At 72.8% G+C, this 18,157-nt stretch carries 16 protein-coding genes and 1 pseudogene; 10 read left to right on the top strand and 7 right to left on the bottom strand.

Annotated features, from left to right (window positions below; translation table 11 throughout):
* The first annotated feature begins 1 nt into the window (after position 1).
* Positions 2-604 (top strand): Uma2 family endonuclease, encoded by a 603-nt coding sequence (locus ACGF4C_RS13130; RefSeq protein ID WP_393565818.1) that lies wholly within the window; start codon positions 2-4, stop codon positions 602-604.
* A 120-nt stretch (positions 605-724) separates the two neighbouring features.
* Positions 725-1,630 carry a 2-hydroxy-3-oxopropionate reductase gene (locus tag ACGF4C_RS13125; RefSeq protein WP_393565816.1) on the top strand — a complete coding sequence of 302 codons (906 nt, stop codon included), beginning with the start codon at positions 725-727 and terminating at the stop codon, positions 1,628-1,630.
* 103 nt (positions 1,631-1,733) lie between these two features.
* On the opposite strand, the gene ACGF4C_RS13120 is transcribed toward ACGF4C_RS13125, so the two are convergent.
* Positions 1,734-2,231 (bottom strand): SRPBCC family protein, encoded by a 498-nt coding sequence (locus ACGF4C_RS13120; RefSeq protein ID WP_393565814.1) that lies wholly within the window; start codon positions 2,229-2,231, stop codon positions 1,734-1,736.
* Positions 2,232-2,415: 184 nt separating this feature from the next.
* Between ACGF4C_RS13120 and ACGF4C_RS13115 the strand changes: the two are divergent.
* A pseudogene (locus ACGF4C_RS13115) lies at positions 2,416-3,204 on the top strand (class II aldolase/adducin family protein); the annotation flags it as partial.
* Between the two features lie 148 nt (positions 3,205-3,352).
* On the opposite strand, the gene ACGF4C_RS13110 reads toward ACGF4C_RS13115, so the two are convergent.
* Both ACGF4C_RS13110 and ACGF4C_RS13105 read right to left on the bottom strand, forming a co-directional pair.
* Entirely contained in the window at positions 3,353-4,117 is a 765-nt protein-coding gene (locus ACGF4C_RS13110) for a hypothetical protein (protein WP_393565812.1), read from the bottom strand.
* Between the two features lie 9 nt (positions 4,118-4,126).
* Positions 4,127-4,810, bottom strand: a complete 684-nt coding sequence (locus ACGF4C_RS13105; RefSeq protein WP_393565811.1) for a hypothetical protein — start codon at positions 4,808-4,810, stop codon at positions 4,127-4,129.
* A gap of 522 nt (positions 4,811-5,332) precedes the next feature.
* Between ACGF4C_RS13105 and ACGF4C_RS13100 the strand changes: the two genes are divergently transcribed.
* The gene (locus tag ACGF4C_RS13100) at positions 5,333-6,610 is read left to right on the top strand and encodes a hypothetical protein (RefSeq protein ID WP_393565890.1); all 1,278 of its coding nucleotides are present in this window, start codon (positions 5,333-5,335) and stop codon (positions 6,608-6,610) included.
* 349 nt (positions 6,611-6,959) lie between these two features.
* On the top strand, positions 6,960-7,505 hold the full coding sequence (locus ACGF4C_RS13095) for a TQO small subunit DoxD (RefSeq protein ID WP_201806729.1): 546 nt from the start codon (positions 6,960-6,962) through the stop codon (positions 7,503-7,505).
* A 70-nt stretch (positions 7,506-7,575) separates the two neighbouring features.
* Here ACGF4C_RS13095 and ACGF4C_RS13090 read toward each other — a convergent pair whose 3' ends face one another.
* Together ACGF4C_RS13090 and ACGF4C_RS13085 are read right to left on the bottom strand one after the other, a co-directional pair.
* On the bottom strand, positions 7,576-7,836 hold the full coding sequence (locus ACGF4C_RS13090) for a hypothetical protein (protein WP_393565809.1): 261 nt from the start codon (positions 7,834-7,836) through the stop codon (positions 7,576-7,578).
* On the bottom strand, positions 7,833-9,353 hold the full coding sequence (locus ACGF4C_RS13085; protein ID WP_393565808.1) for a PspC domain-containing protein: 1,521 nt from the start codon (positions 9,351-9,353) through the stop codon (positions 7,833-7,835). Before ACGF4C_RS13085 ends, ACGF4C_RS13090 begins: the two co-directional genes overlap by 4 nt.
* 330 nt (positions 9,354-9,683) lie before the next feature.
* Here ACGF4C_RS13085 and ACGF4C_RS13080 point away from each other — a divergent pair, with 330 nt between their 5' ends.
* The 4 genes from ACGF4C_RS13080 (at position 9,684) to ACGF4C_RS13065 (ending at position 14,922) form a co-directional block, all read left to right on the top strand.
* Positions 9,684-11,366 (top strand): serine/threonine-protein kinase, encoded by a 1,683-nt coding sequence (locus ACGF4C_RS13080; protein ID WP_393565888.1) that lies wholly within the window; start codon positions 9,684-9,686, stop codon positions 11,364-11,366.
* Positions 11,367-11,453: 87 nt separating this feature from the next.
* Positions 11,454-12,752 (top strand): PspC domain-containing protein, encoded by a 1,299-nt coding sequence (locus tag ACGF4C_RS13075; protein WP_393565806.1) that lies wholly within the window; start codon positions 11,454-11,456, stop codon positions 12,750-12,752.
* A 59-nt stretch (positions 12,753-12,811) separates the two neighbouring features.
* Positions 12,812-13,525: a response regulator transcription factor gene (locus tag ACGF4C_RS13070; protein WP_030416548.1), complete on the top strand. Its 714-nt coding sequence runs from the start codon at positions 12,812-12,814 to the stop codon at positions 13,523-13,525.
* A 272-nt stretch (positions 13,526-13,797) separates the two neighbouring features.
* A complete protein-coding gene (locus ACGF4C_RS13065; RefSeq protein ID WP_393565804.1) occupies positions 13,798-14,922 on the top strand; it encodes an alpha/beta hydrolase in 1,125 nt (374 codons plus the stop codon).
* Positions 14,923-15,092: 170 nt separating this feature from the next.
* Here ACGF4C_RS13065 and ACGF4C_RS13060 read toward each other — a convergent pair whose 3' ends face one another.
* Positions 15,093-16,241: an NlpC/P60 family protein gene (locus ACGF4C_RS13060; RefSeq protein WP_393565802.1), complete on the bottom strand. Its 1,149-nt coding sequence runs from the start codon at positions 16,239-16,241 to the stop codon at positions 15,093-15,095.
* 231 nt (positions 16,242-16,472) lie between these two features.
* On the opposite strand from ACGF4C_RS13060, the gene ACGF4C_RS13055 reads away from it, so the two are divergent.
* A complete protein-coding gene (locus ACGF4C_RS13055; protein ID WP_030416551.1) occupies positions 16,473-16,826 on the top strand; it encodes a hypothetical protein in 354 nt (117 codons plus the stop codon).
* Positions 16,827-17,014: 188 nt separating this feature from the next.
* Here ACGF4C_RS13055 and ACGF4C_RS13050 read toward each other — a convergent pair whose 3' ends face one another.
* On the bottom strand, positions 17,015-18,157 hold the full coding sequence (locus tag ACGF4C_RS13050; protein ID WP_393565799.1) for an NlpC/P60 family protein: 1,143 nt from the start codon (positions 18,155-18,157) through the stop codon (positions 17,015-17,017).

Here is an 18,157-nt window from a genome sequence, read left to right as displayed (position 1 = left end):
CATGAGCGCCGCACCCGAGTACGAGCTGGACGAGCAGTACAACTACCCCGTCCCGCCCCCGGGCGGCTGGACCGCGGACGACCTCGACCGGCTTCCGGACCTTCCTCCGCATACGGAGCTGATCGACGGGAGTCTCGTCTTCGTGAGTCCGCAGACTCGATTTCACTCGCGCACCATGCGCCTCTTGGACAATGCACTCCTGGCTCAAGCGCCGGGTCATTTGGACGTTGACCGGGAGATGGCCGTGCGGTTGGACGGCAAGAACCAACCGGAACCCGACATCGTGGTGTTCCGCCAGGAAGGCGTCACGGACGACGCGGACCAGACGTGGTACCGCCCGGAAGACGTCGTCCTTGCGGTGGAGGTCGTCTCGCCCGACTCCGTGGCGCGTGATCGCGAGGTCAAGCCTCACAAGTACGCAGCCGCCGGCGTCCCGCACTTCTGGCGGGTGGAGAAGAGCAACGGCCTCCCGGTCGTCTACGTCTATGAGCTCGACCCGGCGACCGGGGCGTACACGCCCACCGGCATCTACCACGACCGGATCAAGGTCTCCGTGCCCTTCCCGATCGACATCGATCTCACGGCGATCAACAAGCGGCGCTGAGAAGCGGCGCCGAGAAGCGGCGCTGGGGGGTAGCGGTTGACGGCATGCGGCCCGCGGCGGAGGATTGCTTCCGTATTACGGCAGTCTGAATCCGCTATATGGAAGTAAGTGGGCGCAGCAATGAGTACCAGCACGATCGCTTTCCTCGGTCTCGGCATCATGGGCAGCCCCATGGCGGTGAACCTCGCCAAGGCCGGGCACACCGTCGTCGGCTGGAACCGCAGCCCCGGCCGGGCGGACGCGCTGGTCGCGGCGGGCGGCAAGGAGGCCGGATCGATCGCCGAGGCGGTCCGGGACGCGGACGTCGTCATCACCATGGTCCCGGCGTCCCCGCAGGTCGAAGCCGTCGCCTACGGGCCCGACGGCATCCTGGAGAACGCCCGTCCGGGGACCCTCTTCATCGATCACTCCTCGATCACCCCGCAGACCTCCGTCGACCTGGCGAAGGCCGCAGCCGACAAGGGCATCCGGGTGCTGGACGCCCCCGTCTCGGGTGGTGAGGCGGGCGCCGTCGAGGGCGTGCTGTCGATCATGGTGGGCGGTGCGCGGGCCGACTTCGACGCGGCCCGGCCGGTCTTCGACGCGGTCGGCGCGACCGTCGTCCACTGCGGACCGCACGGCGCCGGCCAGACCGTCAAGGCCGCCAACCAGCTGATCGTCGCGGTCAATCTGCAGGCGCTGGCCGAGGCCGTGGTCTTCCTGGAGAAGTCCGGGGTCGACCTGGGAGCCGCGCTGGAGGTCCTGGGCGGCGGCCTGGCCGGTTCCACGGTCCTGGCCCGCAAGAAGGACGGCATCCTCGCCCGCGACTTCACCCCCGGCTTCAAGCTGGAACTGCACCACAAGGACATGGGCATCGTCACCGACGCCGCCCGCACCGTCGGCGCCACGCTGCCGGCCGGTGCCGTAGCGGCCCAGCTGATCGCCTCCGCGGTGGCCCGCGGCGACGGCGCCCTGGATCACTCCGCGCTGCTCCGCGGCGTCGAGCTGCTCAGCGGCTACGGGCGGGAGCAGGGGCGTAACGCGTAACGGGTAACCCGTAACGCCCCCGCCGTCGGCCGTGCACCGCCCGTACGGTCGCCGGCGGCGCTCGGCCGTTTCCGTCGTCGTCCCGTAAGGACGCCGGCGACGCTCAGCTGTTTCCGGCCTCCCGTGCGGCCGCTGCCAGGCGTTCCAGCGTCGTGGTCATGGCCGGGCCCATCCGGCGGGGATAGCCGGGGAGTTCGACCACGAGGCGGGGGAAGCGGGCGCGGGACCAGTCGTAGGTGTGCGTGACCCGGGTGGCGGCGGGGCCGTCCGCGGCACCGTCCAGGGGCGTCAGGACGTAGCGCCAGCGCTGGCCGCCGACGAGCCGGCGGCCGCGCAGCTCGCCCCAGGTCTCCCAGGCGATCAGCCGGTCCGGCTCGTACTCCACCACGACGTTCACCGACCGGTACGGGACCGGGCCCTGGGCCATCCCCATGGTGAAGCGGTCGCCCGGGCCGAGTGGCGACGGCCCCTCGGGGCGGCCGCGCAGCATCCCGGAGCCGTCCAGCGCGGCGTGCCGGGCCGGGTCCCGGAGGACGGCGAAGAGCCGTTCCGGTGCCGCGTCGATGTCCTTGCTGACCGACAGTGTCCTGTGGGCCGTCATCGTCCACCCCCTGCACCGACGCCGTCCGGCGACCGTCGCCGGCACCCGTCCGGTGCCTCACGTCCGGACGCCCATCATGCCGGTGCGCACCATCCGGGCACGTCGCGGGGCTGGTTACCTGGGGTAGCGGAGGGTAGCTTCCGCAGCGAGCCGCCCGAGCCAGGTACATGCCAGAAGGAGAACGGCGATGCCCGAACCGACGCCGATACCCACCGAAAAGCTGCAGTTCGCCATGCCGCCGACACACCAGACCGTCGAGGACGAGCGACGCCACCGCAAGGAGCGTCTGGTCGCGGCGCTGCGCCTCTTCGGGCGCTTCGGCTTCGAGGAGGGCGTCGCCGGGCACATCACCGCGCGCGACCCGGAGTTCCCCGACTGCTTCTGGGTGAACCCCTTCGGGATGTCCTTCAAGCTCATCACCGTCAGCGATCTGATCCTGGTGAACGCCGAGGGCAAGGTCGTCGAGGGCCGCTACCACGTCAACCAGGCGGCGTTCGCGATCCATTCGCAGGTCCACCAGGCCCGCCCGGACGTCATCGCGGCCGCCCACAGCCACTCCACCTACGGGCGGGCGCTGTCGGCCCTCGGTGAGCTGCTGGAGCCGATCACCCAGGACGTCTGCGCGTTCTACGAGGACCACGCGCTCTTCGACGACTACACGGGCGTCGTGGTGGACGAGGAGGAGGGCCGCCGGATCGCGGCCGCCCTCGGGCCGCACAAGGCGGTGATCCTGCGCAACCACGGACTGCTGACAGTCGGCGACTCGGTGGACGCGGCGGCGTGGTGGTTCATCACCATGGAGCGCTCCTGCCAGGTCCAGCTGACCGCGAAGGCCGCCGGAAAACCGGTCCTGATCGATCACCACAATGCCGTCCACACCCGCGAGCAGCTGGGCAACGACCTGGTCGCATGGATCAACTACCAGCCGCTGTACCAGCAGATCACGCGGAGCGAGCCGGATCTCTTCGACTAGGAGCCCGGCCCGACGCGTGAGTGTCCCCCGGACTTTGCCCGGGGGACACTGCGAGCGGCCCTCGCACTATGAGAACTCACGCCATACGGTCAGCCGTTGGGTTGGGGCGCGGCACAAAGCGCGGCACAAAGCGTGGTGCAAGGCGCGGTCACAGGTGTGGGAAGAGGTCCAGGAACGGGTCCGCGCCGGCGGAGATGCCACGGCTGAACGGCGAGTCGAAGTCCCAGACCAGGAACAGCAGGAAGGCGATCAACGCGCTGAAGAGGCCGGCCATCAGCATCTCCCGGCCCGACCGCCGGATCTGCAGGGTGAACATGATGCCCACGGAGATCGCACCGCCGGTGATCAGCCCGAACCACACCACCCCCGGAAGCGTCGAATCGGCCGCGTCCGCCCGGGCGTTGCGGGCCCCGTCGGCCACCCCGACCTGGTCGACCAGCGGCTGGTAGGACTGCCCTTCGAAGTCGTTGCGCGGGTGGTAGTCGGTCACGTCGGCACGGACCTTCGTCAGTAGTTCCGTGCCCCGCGGGGTGAGTTGGCCCTGGTCGGACATGACCGGCCACTCCTTGTGGACGACATAGGAGACGTAGGCGTCCACGTCCGAGCGGATCCGGTCCCGTACCGGCGCGGGATAGGCCCGGGCCCGCTCGCTGACCTCGTGCAGCGCCTGCGCCTCGGCCCGTACGGTGTCCTCGGCCGCGCTCCGGGCCTCCCAGACGCCCGCGATGGCCAGGCCCAGCACGATCGCGTAGACCACCCCCACCATCATCGTCAGGTACTCGATCACATCGGGTGTTTCGGTCGGGTCGTGGTCGTGGTCGTCGGCGATCCGGCGTTCCTTGAGGACCGTGATGATCAGGACGACGCCGCAGACCGCGGCCATGGCGATGCCCAGCACCAGCCATTGCGACATGGGGACCTCCTACGAGGAACGGCGCCCGGCGGAACCGGACGAGGAGCTCGAACGGGGACGGAGGGCGGCGCCGGCCAGCACGGCCGGGGCGGTGATCAGCAGGGTCGTGGTCACCATCGAGCGCCCGGCGTGCGCCTTGTGGTACGTCCGGGGGGCGTAGTTGCGGGGCAGCACGGGCGCGGGCGGGGCGGGGCGGCGGGGTTCCGGCCGCGGTGAGGGCGGCGGGTCAGGGGTGTGCGTGCGGGGGGCCGGTGAGGGGGGAGGGGGCGGCGGTGCCGGCGGTGACGGTGAAGGCGGTGGGGGCGGGAGAGGCGCGGGAGTTGGGGGTGGCGTCGGTCGGGGTGCGGGTGGGGACGGTGCGGGCTTGGGGTGGCGCGGGCGCGGGCGCGGGGTCGGCGGGCGGGACGGAGCGGGCGGCGGCGTCGCCTTGGTGCAGGGGAAGTGCCAGCCGTGGGGCATGGGGAAGCCGGTCGGTACGTCCACGGGCGGGGCGGTCCCGGCGTAGGCGCAATTGTCGCCGGCGGCCGAGCGGCCGTAGCCGCCCTCATGCCGGCTCTCCTGCCGGGCCTGGTAACGGCTCTCGTGCAGGCCCTGGTACCGGCTCTCGTGCCGGGCCTGGACGGCCATCCGCCCACCGGCGGTGGCCGGTTCGCCGGCGCTCACCGGGGCCGCGGCGGCGAACAGCGCCACCATCCCCGTCAGCAGGACGGCGGCCGCGGCGGCCAGGCAACCCGCCTGCCTGACCCTCGGGCGGTCCGGTCCGTGTCGTCGTGGGTGGTGTCGGTGCGGTGGTGCAGCTTCGTGTATTTGGCACACGGCGAGAGCTTGCGCAGCGGGCGAACGGCTCAGCCGTGACCGCGCCCCGGTTCGCCCGAATAGGGGAAGTGTCGGCTTTCCGCGCTCGCCCGCCGAGCGGAGGTGCGGAAGGCGGGGCGGGGGAGGGGAGGGGAGGGGAGAGGGGCGTGGTGCGGGCTGGGCCGTGGCGGCGGGACGACGTACCGACGCCGCGTCGACGTACGGATGTCGCGTCAGCGCACCGATGTCACGTCAACGTACCGAGGCCGCGTCAACGCACCGATGTCGCTACCACCCGGCACCAGCTGGACGTTTGCTGTCGGCGTCGCCGATTGAGGCACAATTCGCCTTTACACGGGACCAGTTGATGGCAGCGGTGGCGGGACGGTAACGGACGTGTCGGTTGATACGGCGGGCAGCATGGCCGGAACGGGCGAGCCGGAGGGCAGCGCGGAGCGCGCCGACGGTGATGAGTGCCGGTGCGGACGGTGCCCGCACGGCGCCCGGACGGGCCACCGGCAGGCGGTCGCCGCGTTCGTCGCGCTGCGCGAGGACTTCGCCGCCGGGCGCGGCGTCCCGGCCGGACTCGCGCGCTCGGCCGGCGCCGCCCGGCAATGGGTCTCCGACGAACTGACCCTGTCGGCACGGGAGCTGGCCAGGCGCGGTGCCGCCGAGGGCGTCGCCTGGCTGACCGCCGTGCGGTGGCGCACCCTGCTCGTGGTCTGGGGCGCCGTGGTGGCCCTGCTGGTCGGTGAGGCGCTGACCGCGATCGGCGCCGGCTGGACGGTGTTCCGTACGGCGGCACTGCTCGCGGCCGTCCTGCTGGCGCTGGGGGTGACGGCGGCGGCCTGGCTGCACCGGTCGCACGGCGGGGCGCTGGCGCCGCTGATCGGGGAGGACGGCCGGCTGTCGACCTCGCGGACGGTGGCCGCGGCCTGGGCGGCGGTCGTGCTGTACGCCGTGCTGATCATGGCCGTCCGGCTGGCGTTCGCGACCGGCCCCGACGAGCGGCACCGTCTGCTCCGCGGCCTGGCACTTGTCCACTCCGGTACGGCGCTGGGGCTGCTCGGCCTCGTCTGCGGGGTGGCGGTGCTGGCGTACGGGCTGGTGGCCGTGCGGGTACGGACCGGGTGGCTGCAGAAGGTGCCCGCGGAGCGGCCGCGGGGCGCCGATCTGCTGACGGACGATGCCGGCCGCGGCAGCTTCCTGGACGTGCAGTACGTCCTGGCCAACGCCGCGGTGCTGGCGTTCGCCCTGGTCCGGCTGGCCAGGCAGCCGGAGCAACTGCCGCGGCTTCCCTGGGGTTTGGTGGCCCTGGCCGGCGTCTCCGGGACGGCGTACCTCGCCGGAAAGCTGGTGACCGGCGGGCGGCCGGTGATCCTCTCGGTGGTCCGCGCCCGCGAACTGGGTGATCTCGCGGCGCCGGTCCGCACCGGCGACGACATCGAGATCCGCGGCGCCGGTTTCGTCCCCCCGGGAGCGACCACGCCCGACCGGCTGGCCCGCACCGTCGTACGGATCGGCGCGGTCCACGTCCCCGTGCCGCTGGTTCCGGTGGCCGGCGGCTTCGCCAACCCCACGGACGGCGTGCTCACGGTCCCGGTCCCGGTCGACGTCGAACCGGGCCGGGTGGAGGTCCGGGTCATCACGGCGGCGGGAGTCGAGACGGCGGCCTTTCCGATCGACGTGGTGGACTGAGCGATCGAGGCGGGGGCCGGCCTATTGAGGTGGGTTCCTGGGCGATGGGTGCGTCCATGGCCGCGGTGTGGGTTGCTGGCCGATCGACGTGAGTTCCCGGCCCATCGACGTGTGGTCCTGGCCGGCGGGCGTGGTTCCTGGCCGATCGATGTGTGTTCCTGGCCGATAGGTGTGGGTTCCCGGCCGATCGACATGGGGGACTGAGCCCCCGGGTGTCGATTCTGTGTGCGGCAGTCGCCGGAAGTGCAGCGGTCCGTTGAACCTCTTGCGCAGGTGCGTACGTACCTCCCTCTGAGGCGCGGGTGCGGGCACAATCGTCGCTCCCGGTGGCAACGGAGAGGCGGACGTCATGGTTCACGCGAATCGCACGATCGGTGCCGACTTGGCGGGCTCGGGCACCGACGGCCCTGCCGCCGGACTGCGCGGACCACTGGCGCGCCACGCGCTGCTCCCACTGCGCCTCTTCCTGGGCGTCACCTTCCTCTACGCGGGGATCGACAAGCTGACCGACCGGGCCTTCCTGGCGGCCGGCGGGTCCGGTTCGCTCGGCGAGATGCTGCGTCAGGTCCATGACGTGGCGGCCCTGCCGCAACTCGTCGACCTGGCAGAGAAGAGCCCGGTGGGCTTCGGTTACGCCATCGCCGCGGGCGAGCTGGCGGTCGGACTGGGGACGCTGGTCGGATTGCTGGGCCGGCTCGCGGCGTTGGGCGGTGCGCTGATCTCGCTGACGCTGTGGCTCACCGTGAGCTGGGCGACCACGCCGTACTACTACGGCAACGACCTCGCCTACCTGGTGGCCTGGCTGCCGCTCGTGCTGGCCGGCACGCCGCGTTTCTCCCTCGACGCGGCCCTCGCCAATCGCCGCAAACGACACGGTGCGCAGCTGTTCGGCTAAGGACACCGGTCGGACGCCGGTCAGGACACCCGTCGGGACGCCGCTCGGGACACCCGTCGGGCCCAGGGAATTATGGGTGCTGTGTCGTGGGTGCCTCCTCGGCGCGGTCGGTGCGGTTGGCGTGGTCGGTACGGTCGGTGCGGTGGCGGCGGATCGTGGCCCACACGGCGGCGGTGATGCCGGAGAGGAGGAGGCCCGCGGGGAGCGCCAGAAGCAGCCAGGGGCCGGGCGCATCCCAGACATCGAGGGCGTCGAGGCCGTAGCCCGTGCCGAGGGTGAGGGCGGTGACGCCGGAGATCAACCGGGCCGGTTCGAAGGGGTGGCGCTTCACTGGGGGGCTCCCTCGCGGGTCGGGGTGGCCGGTGCCGCGGCCGGTCGCGGGGCGGCGGACGCCGTGGGCCGGCCGGCCGGCGGGGCGGGCGTCGGTGAGACGGATGCCGACGGGGCCGGGGCGGGGGCCGGGACCGGGGTGGCGCGTTGGATGTCGACCTGGCCGGCACCGACGCTGAGGTCCAGGTCGAGCACCCCGTGCGGCTTCTCGCCCTGCTTCAGGTCTTCGGCGGGCAGCGTGATCGTCTTGTCCTGACCGCCCGCCAGCAGTTCCACGTGCTCGGCCGCTTCGCCGGGCAGCCGGATGTCGCCCAGGCCGACCGATATGTGCAGACGGGTGGTGACGCCCGGCGGCAGGATCACCTGGAGGCGGCCGGCGCCCACCTCGGCGCTGGTGTGGACCGTACGGCCGCCCTTGAGGGACAACGCGCCGAGGTCCAACTCGCCTGAGCCGGAGCCGAGTGCGTAGTGCGACTGCACGGCGGCGACGGTGGTCGGGGCCCAGCTGCGGTCCTGCCAGTCGGCCGTGAAGGTGCGCGGCAGCACCGTCACGCCGGCCAGCGTCAGGGCCGTCAGCACCATCAGGAAGACCGTGCCGCCGCCGGTCCGCCCGAACCAGGCACTGAGGACCAGCCCCAGGCCGAAGACGACCAGCGCGGCGGCCAGGCCCGCCTGGACGGACGGTACGAAGGTGTGGTGTCGGGCGAGGGCGGTGCCGGCGCCGCCGAACAGGGCGAGCAGGAAGGTCCAGCCGCCTATCGGGCGGCCGGGGCGCCGGATTCTGCGGGGGCTGCGGGCAGGGTGGGCGCCGCCCGCCGGCATGTGCGGTCCCGGCGGCCGGCCGGCGCCGGACCAGGCGTCCTGACCGGAAGCGGTGGCCGCGCCCGCGCCATGGGTGAAGCGGTAGGTGAGGTCCAGGGGGAGCGGGGTGGTCTCGGGGCCCCACAGATAGCCGCCGCCGCCCGAGCGCGGATCGCGCCACCAGGAGGGACTGGCGGGCACCGGCGGCGCCTTGGTCTCCGGCGGGGCGTCGGCCACCGCCTGGGCCGTGGCGGCGTCCATCGACTCCGGGCCCTGGGCCGCCGCCTGCCGGCGCCGCCGCGACCAGTACGCCGAACCGCCCACCGCCAGCAGCAGCATGATGGCGAACGACATCATGCTGCCCTTGGCGAGCGTGGTCAGGAACAGTCCGCAGCCGACCAGCGCGAAGAGCAGGGCGGTCAGCGCGGAACCCTCGACGCGGCCGGACAGCAGTCTGCGGCCCTCGTTCTCCTCCTCGCCGTCGAGGGGGATCGCCAGCCACGCGAAGCCGTAGAGGATCAGGCCCACGCCGCCGACGGAGAGCACGGCCAGCACGATCCGGAAGATGACCGGGTCGAGGTCCCACTGCCGGCCCAGCCCGCCGCACACCCCGGCAACGACCTTGTGCCGCCGGCTGCGGCGCAGCGGCGGATGCGGTGGGGTGGGGCCGGCGGGGTCGGACGGTGCCGGCTCCGCGACGGGGGCTGCTTCGTTCATGGGCCCATGGTGACAAGATCCACGCGGCCGCGACATCCGTGAAAACCCTGGCAGATCCCTGAGATCCGTCGCCGGCATCCCCGAGACCTCTCGGGGCCGTGCGGAAATCCCCCGCCGGCGGGCATATGCCACGAGCTCCCGCCCGGACCGGCGGACACGAGTCGGCCTGCGGTGGGCCGCGGTCTGACCGCCGGCGCCGGAGACTATCGTTGCGCCTCGGATACGTACGGGTTTCCGGAGGGGCGTGCGGTGGCGGAGGCGGCGTCGGTGGACGAGGGGCGACTGGTCGCCGGGCGGTATCGCCTGGTTGAGCGGATAGGCCAGGGCGGTATGGGCACCGTCTGGCGGGCCCGGGACGAACTCCTCGGGCGTCAGGTCGCCGTCAAGCGCCTGCATGTGTCGCCGCAACTGGAGGCGGACGAACTGGCGACCCGCCATGAGCGCACCACCCGTGAGGCGCAGGCCGCGGCGCGCATCAACCACCCCAACGTCGTGGGCGTCCACGACGTCGTGGACGACGCCGGGCTGCCCTGCATCGTCATGGAGTACGTCCCCTCCACGACCCTCGGCGACGCCATCAAGGAGGCCGCGCGGACCGGTGGTTCGGTCACCCCGCGCGAGGCCGCCAGGATCGGCCGCGGCATGATCGCGGCGCTGCGGGCCGCGCACTCCGCCGGTGTGCTGCACCGCGACGTCAAGCCCGGCAACGTGCTCCTCGGCGAGGACGGCCGGGTCGTGCTCACCGACTTCGGCATCGCGGTCGCCTCCGGGACCTCCACCCTCACCAAGACCGGCGAGCTGGTCGGCTCCATCGACTACTTGGCGCCGGAACGCGTCAAGGGCGGCACCCCGGGCCCCGCCTCCGATCTGTGGGCGCTGGGCGCGACGCTCTATCAGGCGGTCGAGGGACGGCCGCCGTTCCGTAAGAACACCGCGGTCGAGACGGCCTACGCGATCGCCATGGACCCGCTCGACCCGCCGCGCAACGCCGGGCCGCTCACCTCGCTCGTCGAGGCGCTGCTCGCCAAGGAACCGGAGGACCGGCCGACCGCCGAGATCGTCGAGCAGGCGTTGCGGGCCGCCGAGACCGACGCGGAGACCGCGCTGCTCGGCTGGCCGCCGCTCGCCCCCGGGTCGGCGGGCGAGGAACCGGCCGCACCGGACGAGCGCTCGGAGGCGACGACCCGCGCGGTGCCGCACACGGGCGGCGTACCGACCCGCCCGGGCCGCGCCGGAGCAACCACCGGTACCGGAACGGGCCTGCCCGTCGACGGCGGCGTCACGGGCCGGGTGGCCCTCCCGGACGGCGGCCTCGGCGGCCGTCCGGGCGTACGAGCCGGCGCCCCCGCGTCCCGTAAGCGGCGGGGCGGCCGGGGCGTGGCCCTGAGCATCGCCGCGGTGCTGGTCGTCGGCGGCGGCGCGGGAACGGCCTGGTATCTGACGCAGGGCGAGGAGCCCGCCGCGGCCGGCAAGGTGACGGGCGACAAGGCGGCGGGTGACAAGGGCGTGCCCGTGATGCCGGGCGTGCCGAGCAGCAGCATCGGACCGCCGCCGCCCCTCCCGGCCGGCTACCACAAGGCCGTCGAACGCGGGCTCGGCGTCACCTTCCCGGTGCCCGACGGATGGCGGCGCCAGGTCAAGGACGGCGGCCGGCAGATCGTCTACGCCTCCAACGCCGAACTCGCCCAGCTCACCGTCAGCGTCCTGGACTTCTCCTCGGCCGATCAGGTGCAGCACCTCAAGGACGTCGAGGCCGACTTCAGGAAGCTGTACCCGGTGTACAGCCGGCTGCGCCTGCAGGACACGGTCTTCCAGGGAGACCCCGCGGCCATCTGGGAGTTCACGTTCGGCGGCCGGGCCCGCACGTACCGCGGGATCGACCTGGGCTTCGGACGCGAGGGCGACAAGGAGTACGCGCTCTACGTCTCCGCGCCCGCGGCGAACTGGACGAAGTTCGAGAAGGTCTTCTCGGACGTGAAGGACGGCTTCCGCAAGAGCGCGCCCAAGAGCTGACCCCCTGACCGGCTCAGGGGAACCTCAGGGCCGGTTCAGGGTCGACCCTGATGCCCCGGGCGCCCGGCGCGTGTGACGATCGGGGACATGACCACCGCACCACCGCGCGCCGAGACGATCTACGCCCCGGCGCCGGACCCCGACGAGCCGCCCGTGCGCAAGCTCTACCGCAGCGCCGACGGGCGGCTGCTCGGCGGCGTCGCGCGCGGCCTCGCCGGGCACCTCGGCCTGCCGGTCTCCTGGGTGCGGATCGTCTTCGTGGCCCTCTTCATGGCCGACGGCATGGGCGCCCTGCTGTACGCCGCGTTCTGGTTCTTCGTCCCGCTGGGCGTCGGGGGCGTGGAGCACCGGCAGCCCGCTCCCGGCGACGGCAGGCGGCGGCTGCTGACCCGCCGGCCCGACCGGGGGCAGGTCTTCGCGCTGATCGCCCTGCTGATCGGCGCGGCCGTGGTCGCCTCCCGCTTCCAGCTCGGCCAGGCCGACGGCTATCTCTGGCCGGTGCTGCTGATCGGCGCCGGCGTCGCCCTGGTGTGGCGTCAGGCGGACAACTCCCGGCGCGCCCAGTGGCTGGAGCTCGGCCGCCGCAAGGGGCTGCTGCCGGTGCTGCGCGGCGCGGCCGGGGTGCTGTTGGTCTGCGTCGGCGTGACCGGCATCGTGGTGCTCCAGGGCTCGGTGCGGCACCTCGGTTCGGTGCTGCAGGCCGCGCTCGCCGTCCTCGTCGGCATCGCCCTGCTGGCCGGCCCGTATCTGGTGCGGATGGCCCAGGACCTTTCCGAGGAGCGGCTGATGCGGATCCGCGCCCAGGAGCGCGCCGAGGTCGCCGCCCACGTCCACGACTCCGTGCTGCACACCCTCACCCTGATCCAGCGCAACGCCGACGACCCCCGCGAGGTGGCGCGGCTGGCCCGGGCCCAGGAACGCGAACTGCGCGCCTGGCTCTACAAACCCGAGGGCCGCGGCAAGGAGGAGGACGAGGAGCCGGCCACGCTCGCGGAGGCGGTCCGCAAGGCCGCCGCCGAGGTGGAGGACCACCACGGCGTCCCGATCGAGGTCGTGGTCGTCGGCGACTGCCCGCTGGACGAGGCGCTGGGCGCCCAGATGCAGGCCGCGCGCGAGGCGATGGTCAATGCCGCCAAATACGGCGGCGAGGGCGGCGCGGTCCAGGTGTTCGCCGAGGTGGAGGGCTCATCGGTCTTCGTCTCGGTGCGCGACCGCGGTCCCGGGTTCGACCTGGACGCCGTTCCCGCCGACCGGATGGGCGTCCGCGAGTCGATCATCGGCCGTATGGAGCGCCACGGCGGCACCGCCCGGCTGCGTTCCGCCCCCGAGGGCGGCACGGTCGTCGAGCTGGAGATGGAGCGCACCGCGCAGGAGCCCGACGCATGACCGGGCCGGGCAGGACACGGGATGATGACCGGGCAGACCACGAGGGACGGACGGAAGACATGAGCAGCGAGGGCGTGCAGCAGGACGGCAACGGCGGGGCGGAGGACGGCGACCGCACCGTACGGGTGGTGTTGGTCGACGACCACCGGATGTTCCGTACGGGCGTTCAGGCCGAGATCGGCGAGACCGAGCGGACCCGCGTCGAGGTGGTCGGCGAGGCCGCCGACGTCGACCAGGCGATCACGGTCATCACCGCTACCCGCCCCGAGGTCGTTCTGCTGGACGTCCACCTCCCCGGGGGCGGCGGCGCCGAGGTGCTGCGCCGCAGCGCCACGATGATGGCCGACCCCGAGAAGCCGGTCCGCTTCCTCGCCCTGTCGGTCTCCGACGCGGCGGAGGACGTCATCGGCGTCATCCGTGGCGGCGCCCGCGGCTACGTCACCAAGACGATCACCGGCACGGACCTGATCAGCGCGATCTTCCGGGTGGCGGACGGCGATGCGGTCTTCTCCCCGCGGCTGGCCGGCTTCGTCCTGGACGCCTTCGCCTCGACGGACGCCCCGCCGATCGACGAGGACCTGGACCGCCTCACCCAGCGCGAGCGCGAGGTGCTGCGGATGATCGCCCGCGGCTATGCGTACAAGGAGTGCGCGAAGCAGATGTTCATCTCCGTGAAGACGGTCGAATCGCACGTCTCGGCGGTGCTGCGCAAGCTCCAGCTGTCCAACCGCAACGAGCTGACCCGCTGGGCCGCGGCCCGCCGCCTGGTCTGACGGACGGGGCGGCCCGGGAGACAGCACACGCGGCCGCAGGCACGGCGGGCGGGCGGCGCGGGGACGGCGGGACGGAGGTCACACGGACCTCACACGCACCACACGGGACGTGCAGGGGGTGTGAAGAAGGGCGTAAAGAAGGGCCAAAGACGGGCAACCAGGACCACGCGGATCGCCATCTAAGGGCGCGGAGAGGCTCACTGCCGAAGGCGGGGCCCGAACCACCCCACCCCACGTCCTTCGCGTCATGCGTTCCTGGAAGCGAGTTCCCGATGAGCCTGACGGGCACGCCCTTCTTCCTCACCTCGATCGCGCTGCTGGTCATCGCCGTCGTGCTGCCGCTCGCCATCTGGAGCCGGATAGCCGGCCCGCCGCTGCTGCGCGGTCTCGCGCGGCTGCTGATGCTGCTGTTCGCCCAGATCACCGCCATCACTGTGGTGTTCGTCCTGGTCAACAACGCCAACAACCTCTACGACACCTGGGGCGACCTGCTCGGCACCGACAGCCACGTCGCGGTCGCGAAGGACCTCGGACCGGACGGCATGGGCGGCCGGCAGATCAAGAACCAGCCCCGGCAGATCCAGCAGTTCCGGCCCGCCGACGACCCGAAGGTGGGCCCCGGCGTCCAGATGACCAACCTCAAGGGCCGCATCTCGGGCGTGGTCGGTGAGGTGTACGTCTGGCTGCCGCCGCAGTACAACGACCCCGCGTTCAGGAACAAGAAGTTCCCGGTCGTCGAGCTGCTGCCCGGGTACCCCGGGTCGGCGAAGGCCTGGTTCGGCGCCCTGCACGTCGCCGAGCAGCTCGGCCCGAAGATGCAGCGCGGCGAGATCAAGCCCGCCATCCTCGTGGCGCCGCGCACCACCCTCCTCACCGGCGCCGACACCGGCTGCGTCAACATCACCGGCAAGGTCAACGCGGACAGCTGGCTGACGGTCGACGTCCGCCAGATGATCGTCGACAACTTCCGGGCCGGCGACCGGCCGCACTCCTGGGCCCTGGCGGGCTACTCGGCCGGCGCCCACTGCGCCGCCAAGCTGGCCCTGGCCCACCCGGACCGCTACCGCGCCGCGGTCGCCATGTCCGGTTACAACGACCCGGCGCTGGAGCCCGATTCGCTCGCCGGCAAGGACCCCACGCTGCGCGTGCAGTCCAACCCGCTGCACATCCTGAAGGCCGCCAACGCGGCCGGCCGCCCGCCGCGCACCGCCCTGTACGTGTCGGGCGCGGCAGGCGACGGCTATCAGGCGGGCCTCGGCCTCCAGCAGCTCGCGAAGCGCCCGACGACGGTCACCGTGCACCAGATAGCGGCGAACGCCGGCGGCCACACCACGGTGGTGTGGCGCAACCAGGTGCCGGAGATCTTCCGCTGGCTGGGCCTGCAGCTGCGGGCCTGAGCCAGCAGACTGGCCCCCGATCACCGGCCCTCGATCACCGGCCCTCGATCACCGGCCCCGACCACCGGCGCCGGGCGACGTGCCCCCCCGGGTGCCGGCGGTGTGGCTCCCGGCGCCGGCGGTGTGGCTCCCGCACGCCGGCCGCGTGGCCCTACGCCGGCCGCGTGGCCCTACGCCGGCCGCGTGGCGCCCGCGAAGGGCATCTGGTCGATCGGCGCGATCCGCACCGGCGCGCCCGGATGCGGCGCGTGGATCATCTTCCCGTCACCGATGTAGAGCCCCACGTGACTGACGGCCGTATAGAAGAACACCAGGTCCCCGGGCGCCAGTTGGGAACGGTCGATGCGCGGGCCGGCGTTGATCTGGGTGTAGGTCGTGCGCGGGAGGGAGACCCCGCCCGACCGCCACGCGGCCTGGGTAAGCCCCGAGCAGTCGTACGCGGCGGGCCCGGTGGCTCCCCAGACGTACGGCTTGCCGAGCGCCGCGTAGGCGAACGCGACCGCCCGGGCGGCCCGTGCGTTGGGCGCCTGCTGCGCGGAGGCGGTGGCCGCGGCCGCCGAGCCGGTGGGGATCCCGCCGAGCAGACCGCCGTCCCGCCCGCCGCCCCCGCGGTCCGCCCGGCCGCCCGCCGTCCCGGCCCGGGAGCCGTCCCGTCCGGCCATCCGGCCCCGCTGTTCCGCCGTCAGCCGGGCCAGCAGCTGTTCCGCGGCGTCCAGTTTCCGGACGACGGTGACCCGGTGCTTCTTCAGCGTGGACTCGTTCCGGGTCAGCCGTTCCGCGGTCTCCTCGGCCCGTTGCCGGACCTGCCGCACGCTGCCGAGCCGGCGCGCGTACCCGGCCACCGCGCTCGCCTGGTGGGCCCCCGTCCGCTCCAGCACCGCGGCGCCGTCCAGATAGCGCTGCGGATCGGCGGACAGCAGCAGCCGTACGGTCGGGTCCACACCGCCGGAGCGGTACTGGGAGGCGGCCAGGGCGCCCAGCCCGGCCCGCGCGGTGTTCAGCTTCTGGGTCCGGCGGGCGGCCTCGTCCTGCAGTCTGCTCAGCTCCTCGCGTGCGGTCTTGGCGGCTTCCTGCGCGCCGTCGTACTTCTGTGTGGCCACCTCTGCCTCCTGGTACAGCGCATCGACCCGGCCCTTGACCTGGGCGGGGGTGGAGAGGTCCGCCGCCTGGCCGGTGCCGTCGAACGCGGTGGCGGTGGCGGCGCCGGCGAGGGCCAGCGTGGCGGCCGTACGGGCGGTGCGCGCGGTGCGCGAGCCGCCGGTGAGCGAGGCGAGCGGATGCTGCCTGGGCTTGCGGTGCGAGGCCACGGTGGCCGTCACTTCCTTCCCTTGCGGCGGGGCGGGAGTCGGCCGCCTGGAGGAGGACGCTAAGCCCGGCTGTCACGGGGGTGGGCGCACTTGCGCGGCATTGTCCGGTTTCGACCGCTGCCGGAACGCGGCTGACCGGAGCGTCATCGCCCGGTCGCCGGGGCCGCTCCGCGCTGACCGAAGCGGCGAATGTGGACGCCCTGCCGGAAAGCGCGTGCTATGCGGCGGATACGATCCGGCCCCATGGACGTAGTCATCAATATCTTCGTCGGCCTGCACATCATCGGCATCGCCTCCCTGCTGGGCGGCTTCCTGACGCAGATGAAGGCGATGGGTGCGGGCACCGCCCGGTTCGTTCCGGCCATGCTGCACGGCGCGCTGACGATGCTGGTCACCGGCATCGTGCTGGTCGGCCTCAACCAGGCGCAGGACCACCCGGTCAACAACATCAAGATCGGCATCAAGATGGCCGTCCTGGTGGTGATCCTGGCGCTGGTCTACGTCAAGCGGGACGAGGAGCAGATCGACAAGGCGCTGTTCGGCGCGGTCGGCGGCCTCACGATGGCCAACATCTTCATCGCCGTCCTCTGGACCTGAGAACGCCGGCCGGCCCTGCGAACGCCGGCCGCCGGAGCCGGGCCCGTAGTGCCCAGGGCCCGGCAACAGCGCCCCCCACAGCAGCACACCGCGCGGTCATCGCACTCCGGGATCCGGAGGCGAGGGCCGCGCGGTGGCGTGTGGGGGGTGTCCGTGGGGGGTGGGCCAAGGGGGAGCGGGGGCGGGCGTCAGCCCAGGCGGACGCTCCCGTAGATCGGCATGTAGTAGATCGACTCCTCCCGGACGTTCGCGCCCGGGTGCGGTGCGTGGATCATCTTGCCGCCGCCTATGTACATGCCGACGTGGCTGATGTCGTCGAAGAAGAAGACCAGGTCACCGGGTTGCAGGTCCTTGGTCGCCACCCGCTGGCCGACCTTGACCTGTTCCCAGGTGGTGCGCGGCAGATCGACCCCGGCCGCCTTCCACGCCGCCTGGGTCAGCCCCGAGCAGTCGTAGGACGAGGGCCCGGTGGCGCCCCAGACGTACGGCTTGCCGATCTGGGCGCGGGCGAACGCGAGGGCCTTCTCGGCCTTGGTGGACTGCGAGCCCCCGGTGGAGCCGCCGGTGTCCCCGCCGGTCTGGCCCCCGGTGGAGCCGCCGTCGTGCTGCCGCTGCCGCTCGCGCTCCTGCTGCTTGCGCGCCTCCTCCTCGGCCCGGCGCTTGGCCGCCGCCTCCTTCCGGCGCTCCAGTTCGGCCAGCCGCGCCTTCTCCTGGGCGGTCAGCCGGGACAGCAGCTGCCGGGCCTCGGCCAGCTTCTGCTGCACGGAGCGCTTGGACTCCTTCAGTGCGGCCTGCGAATTCTGCAGCTGATCCAGGCTGCGGGACGCCTCGGCCCGCTGGCGGGCGGCCGCCGCGGCCTGCTGCTGGTAGTCGGTGACGGCCTGCTGCTGCCGCCCGGTCAGCCGCTCCATCAGGTGGCTGCGGTCGAAGAACTGCTGCGGGTCCTTGGCGAGCATCAGCTGCGCGGTCGGGTTCATCCCGCCGGTGCGGTACTGCGCCGAGGCGAACGTCCCGAGCTCCCGCCGGGACGCGTTCATCTTCTCGGCCCGCTTGGCCGCGGCGTCGAGCAGCCGGTCCACGGTCTCGCGCTGGTGATCGGCGCGCTCCTTGGCGGCGTTGTACTTCTGGGTGGCCACCTCGGCCTGCCGGTAGAGGCCGTCGACCTTCTGCTTGACGTCTTCGATGGTGGGCCGGGGGGCTCTGGGGGCGGCGTCGGCGGTCTGCGAGAGCAGGGTGACCGAGGCGAGTGCGGCGGTGGTGAGCCCGGCCGCCGTACGGCGGCTCCCGGGCGAGACGAGAACGCTGGTGCGCGGCTTGCGATGGGACGCCAA

It is taken from the genome of Streptomyces sp. NPDC048197 (assembly GCF_043202395.1).
GTDB lineage: Bacteria > Actinomycetota > Actinomycetes > Streptomycetales > Streptomycetaceae > Streptomyces > Streptomyces siderophoricus.
Note: the sequence above shows the minus strand (reverse complement) of the source record. Positions and strands in the feature narration are given on the sequence as shown.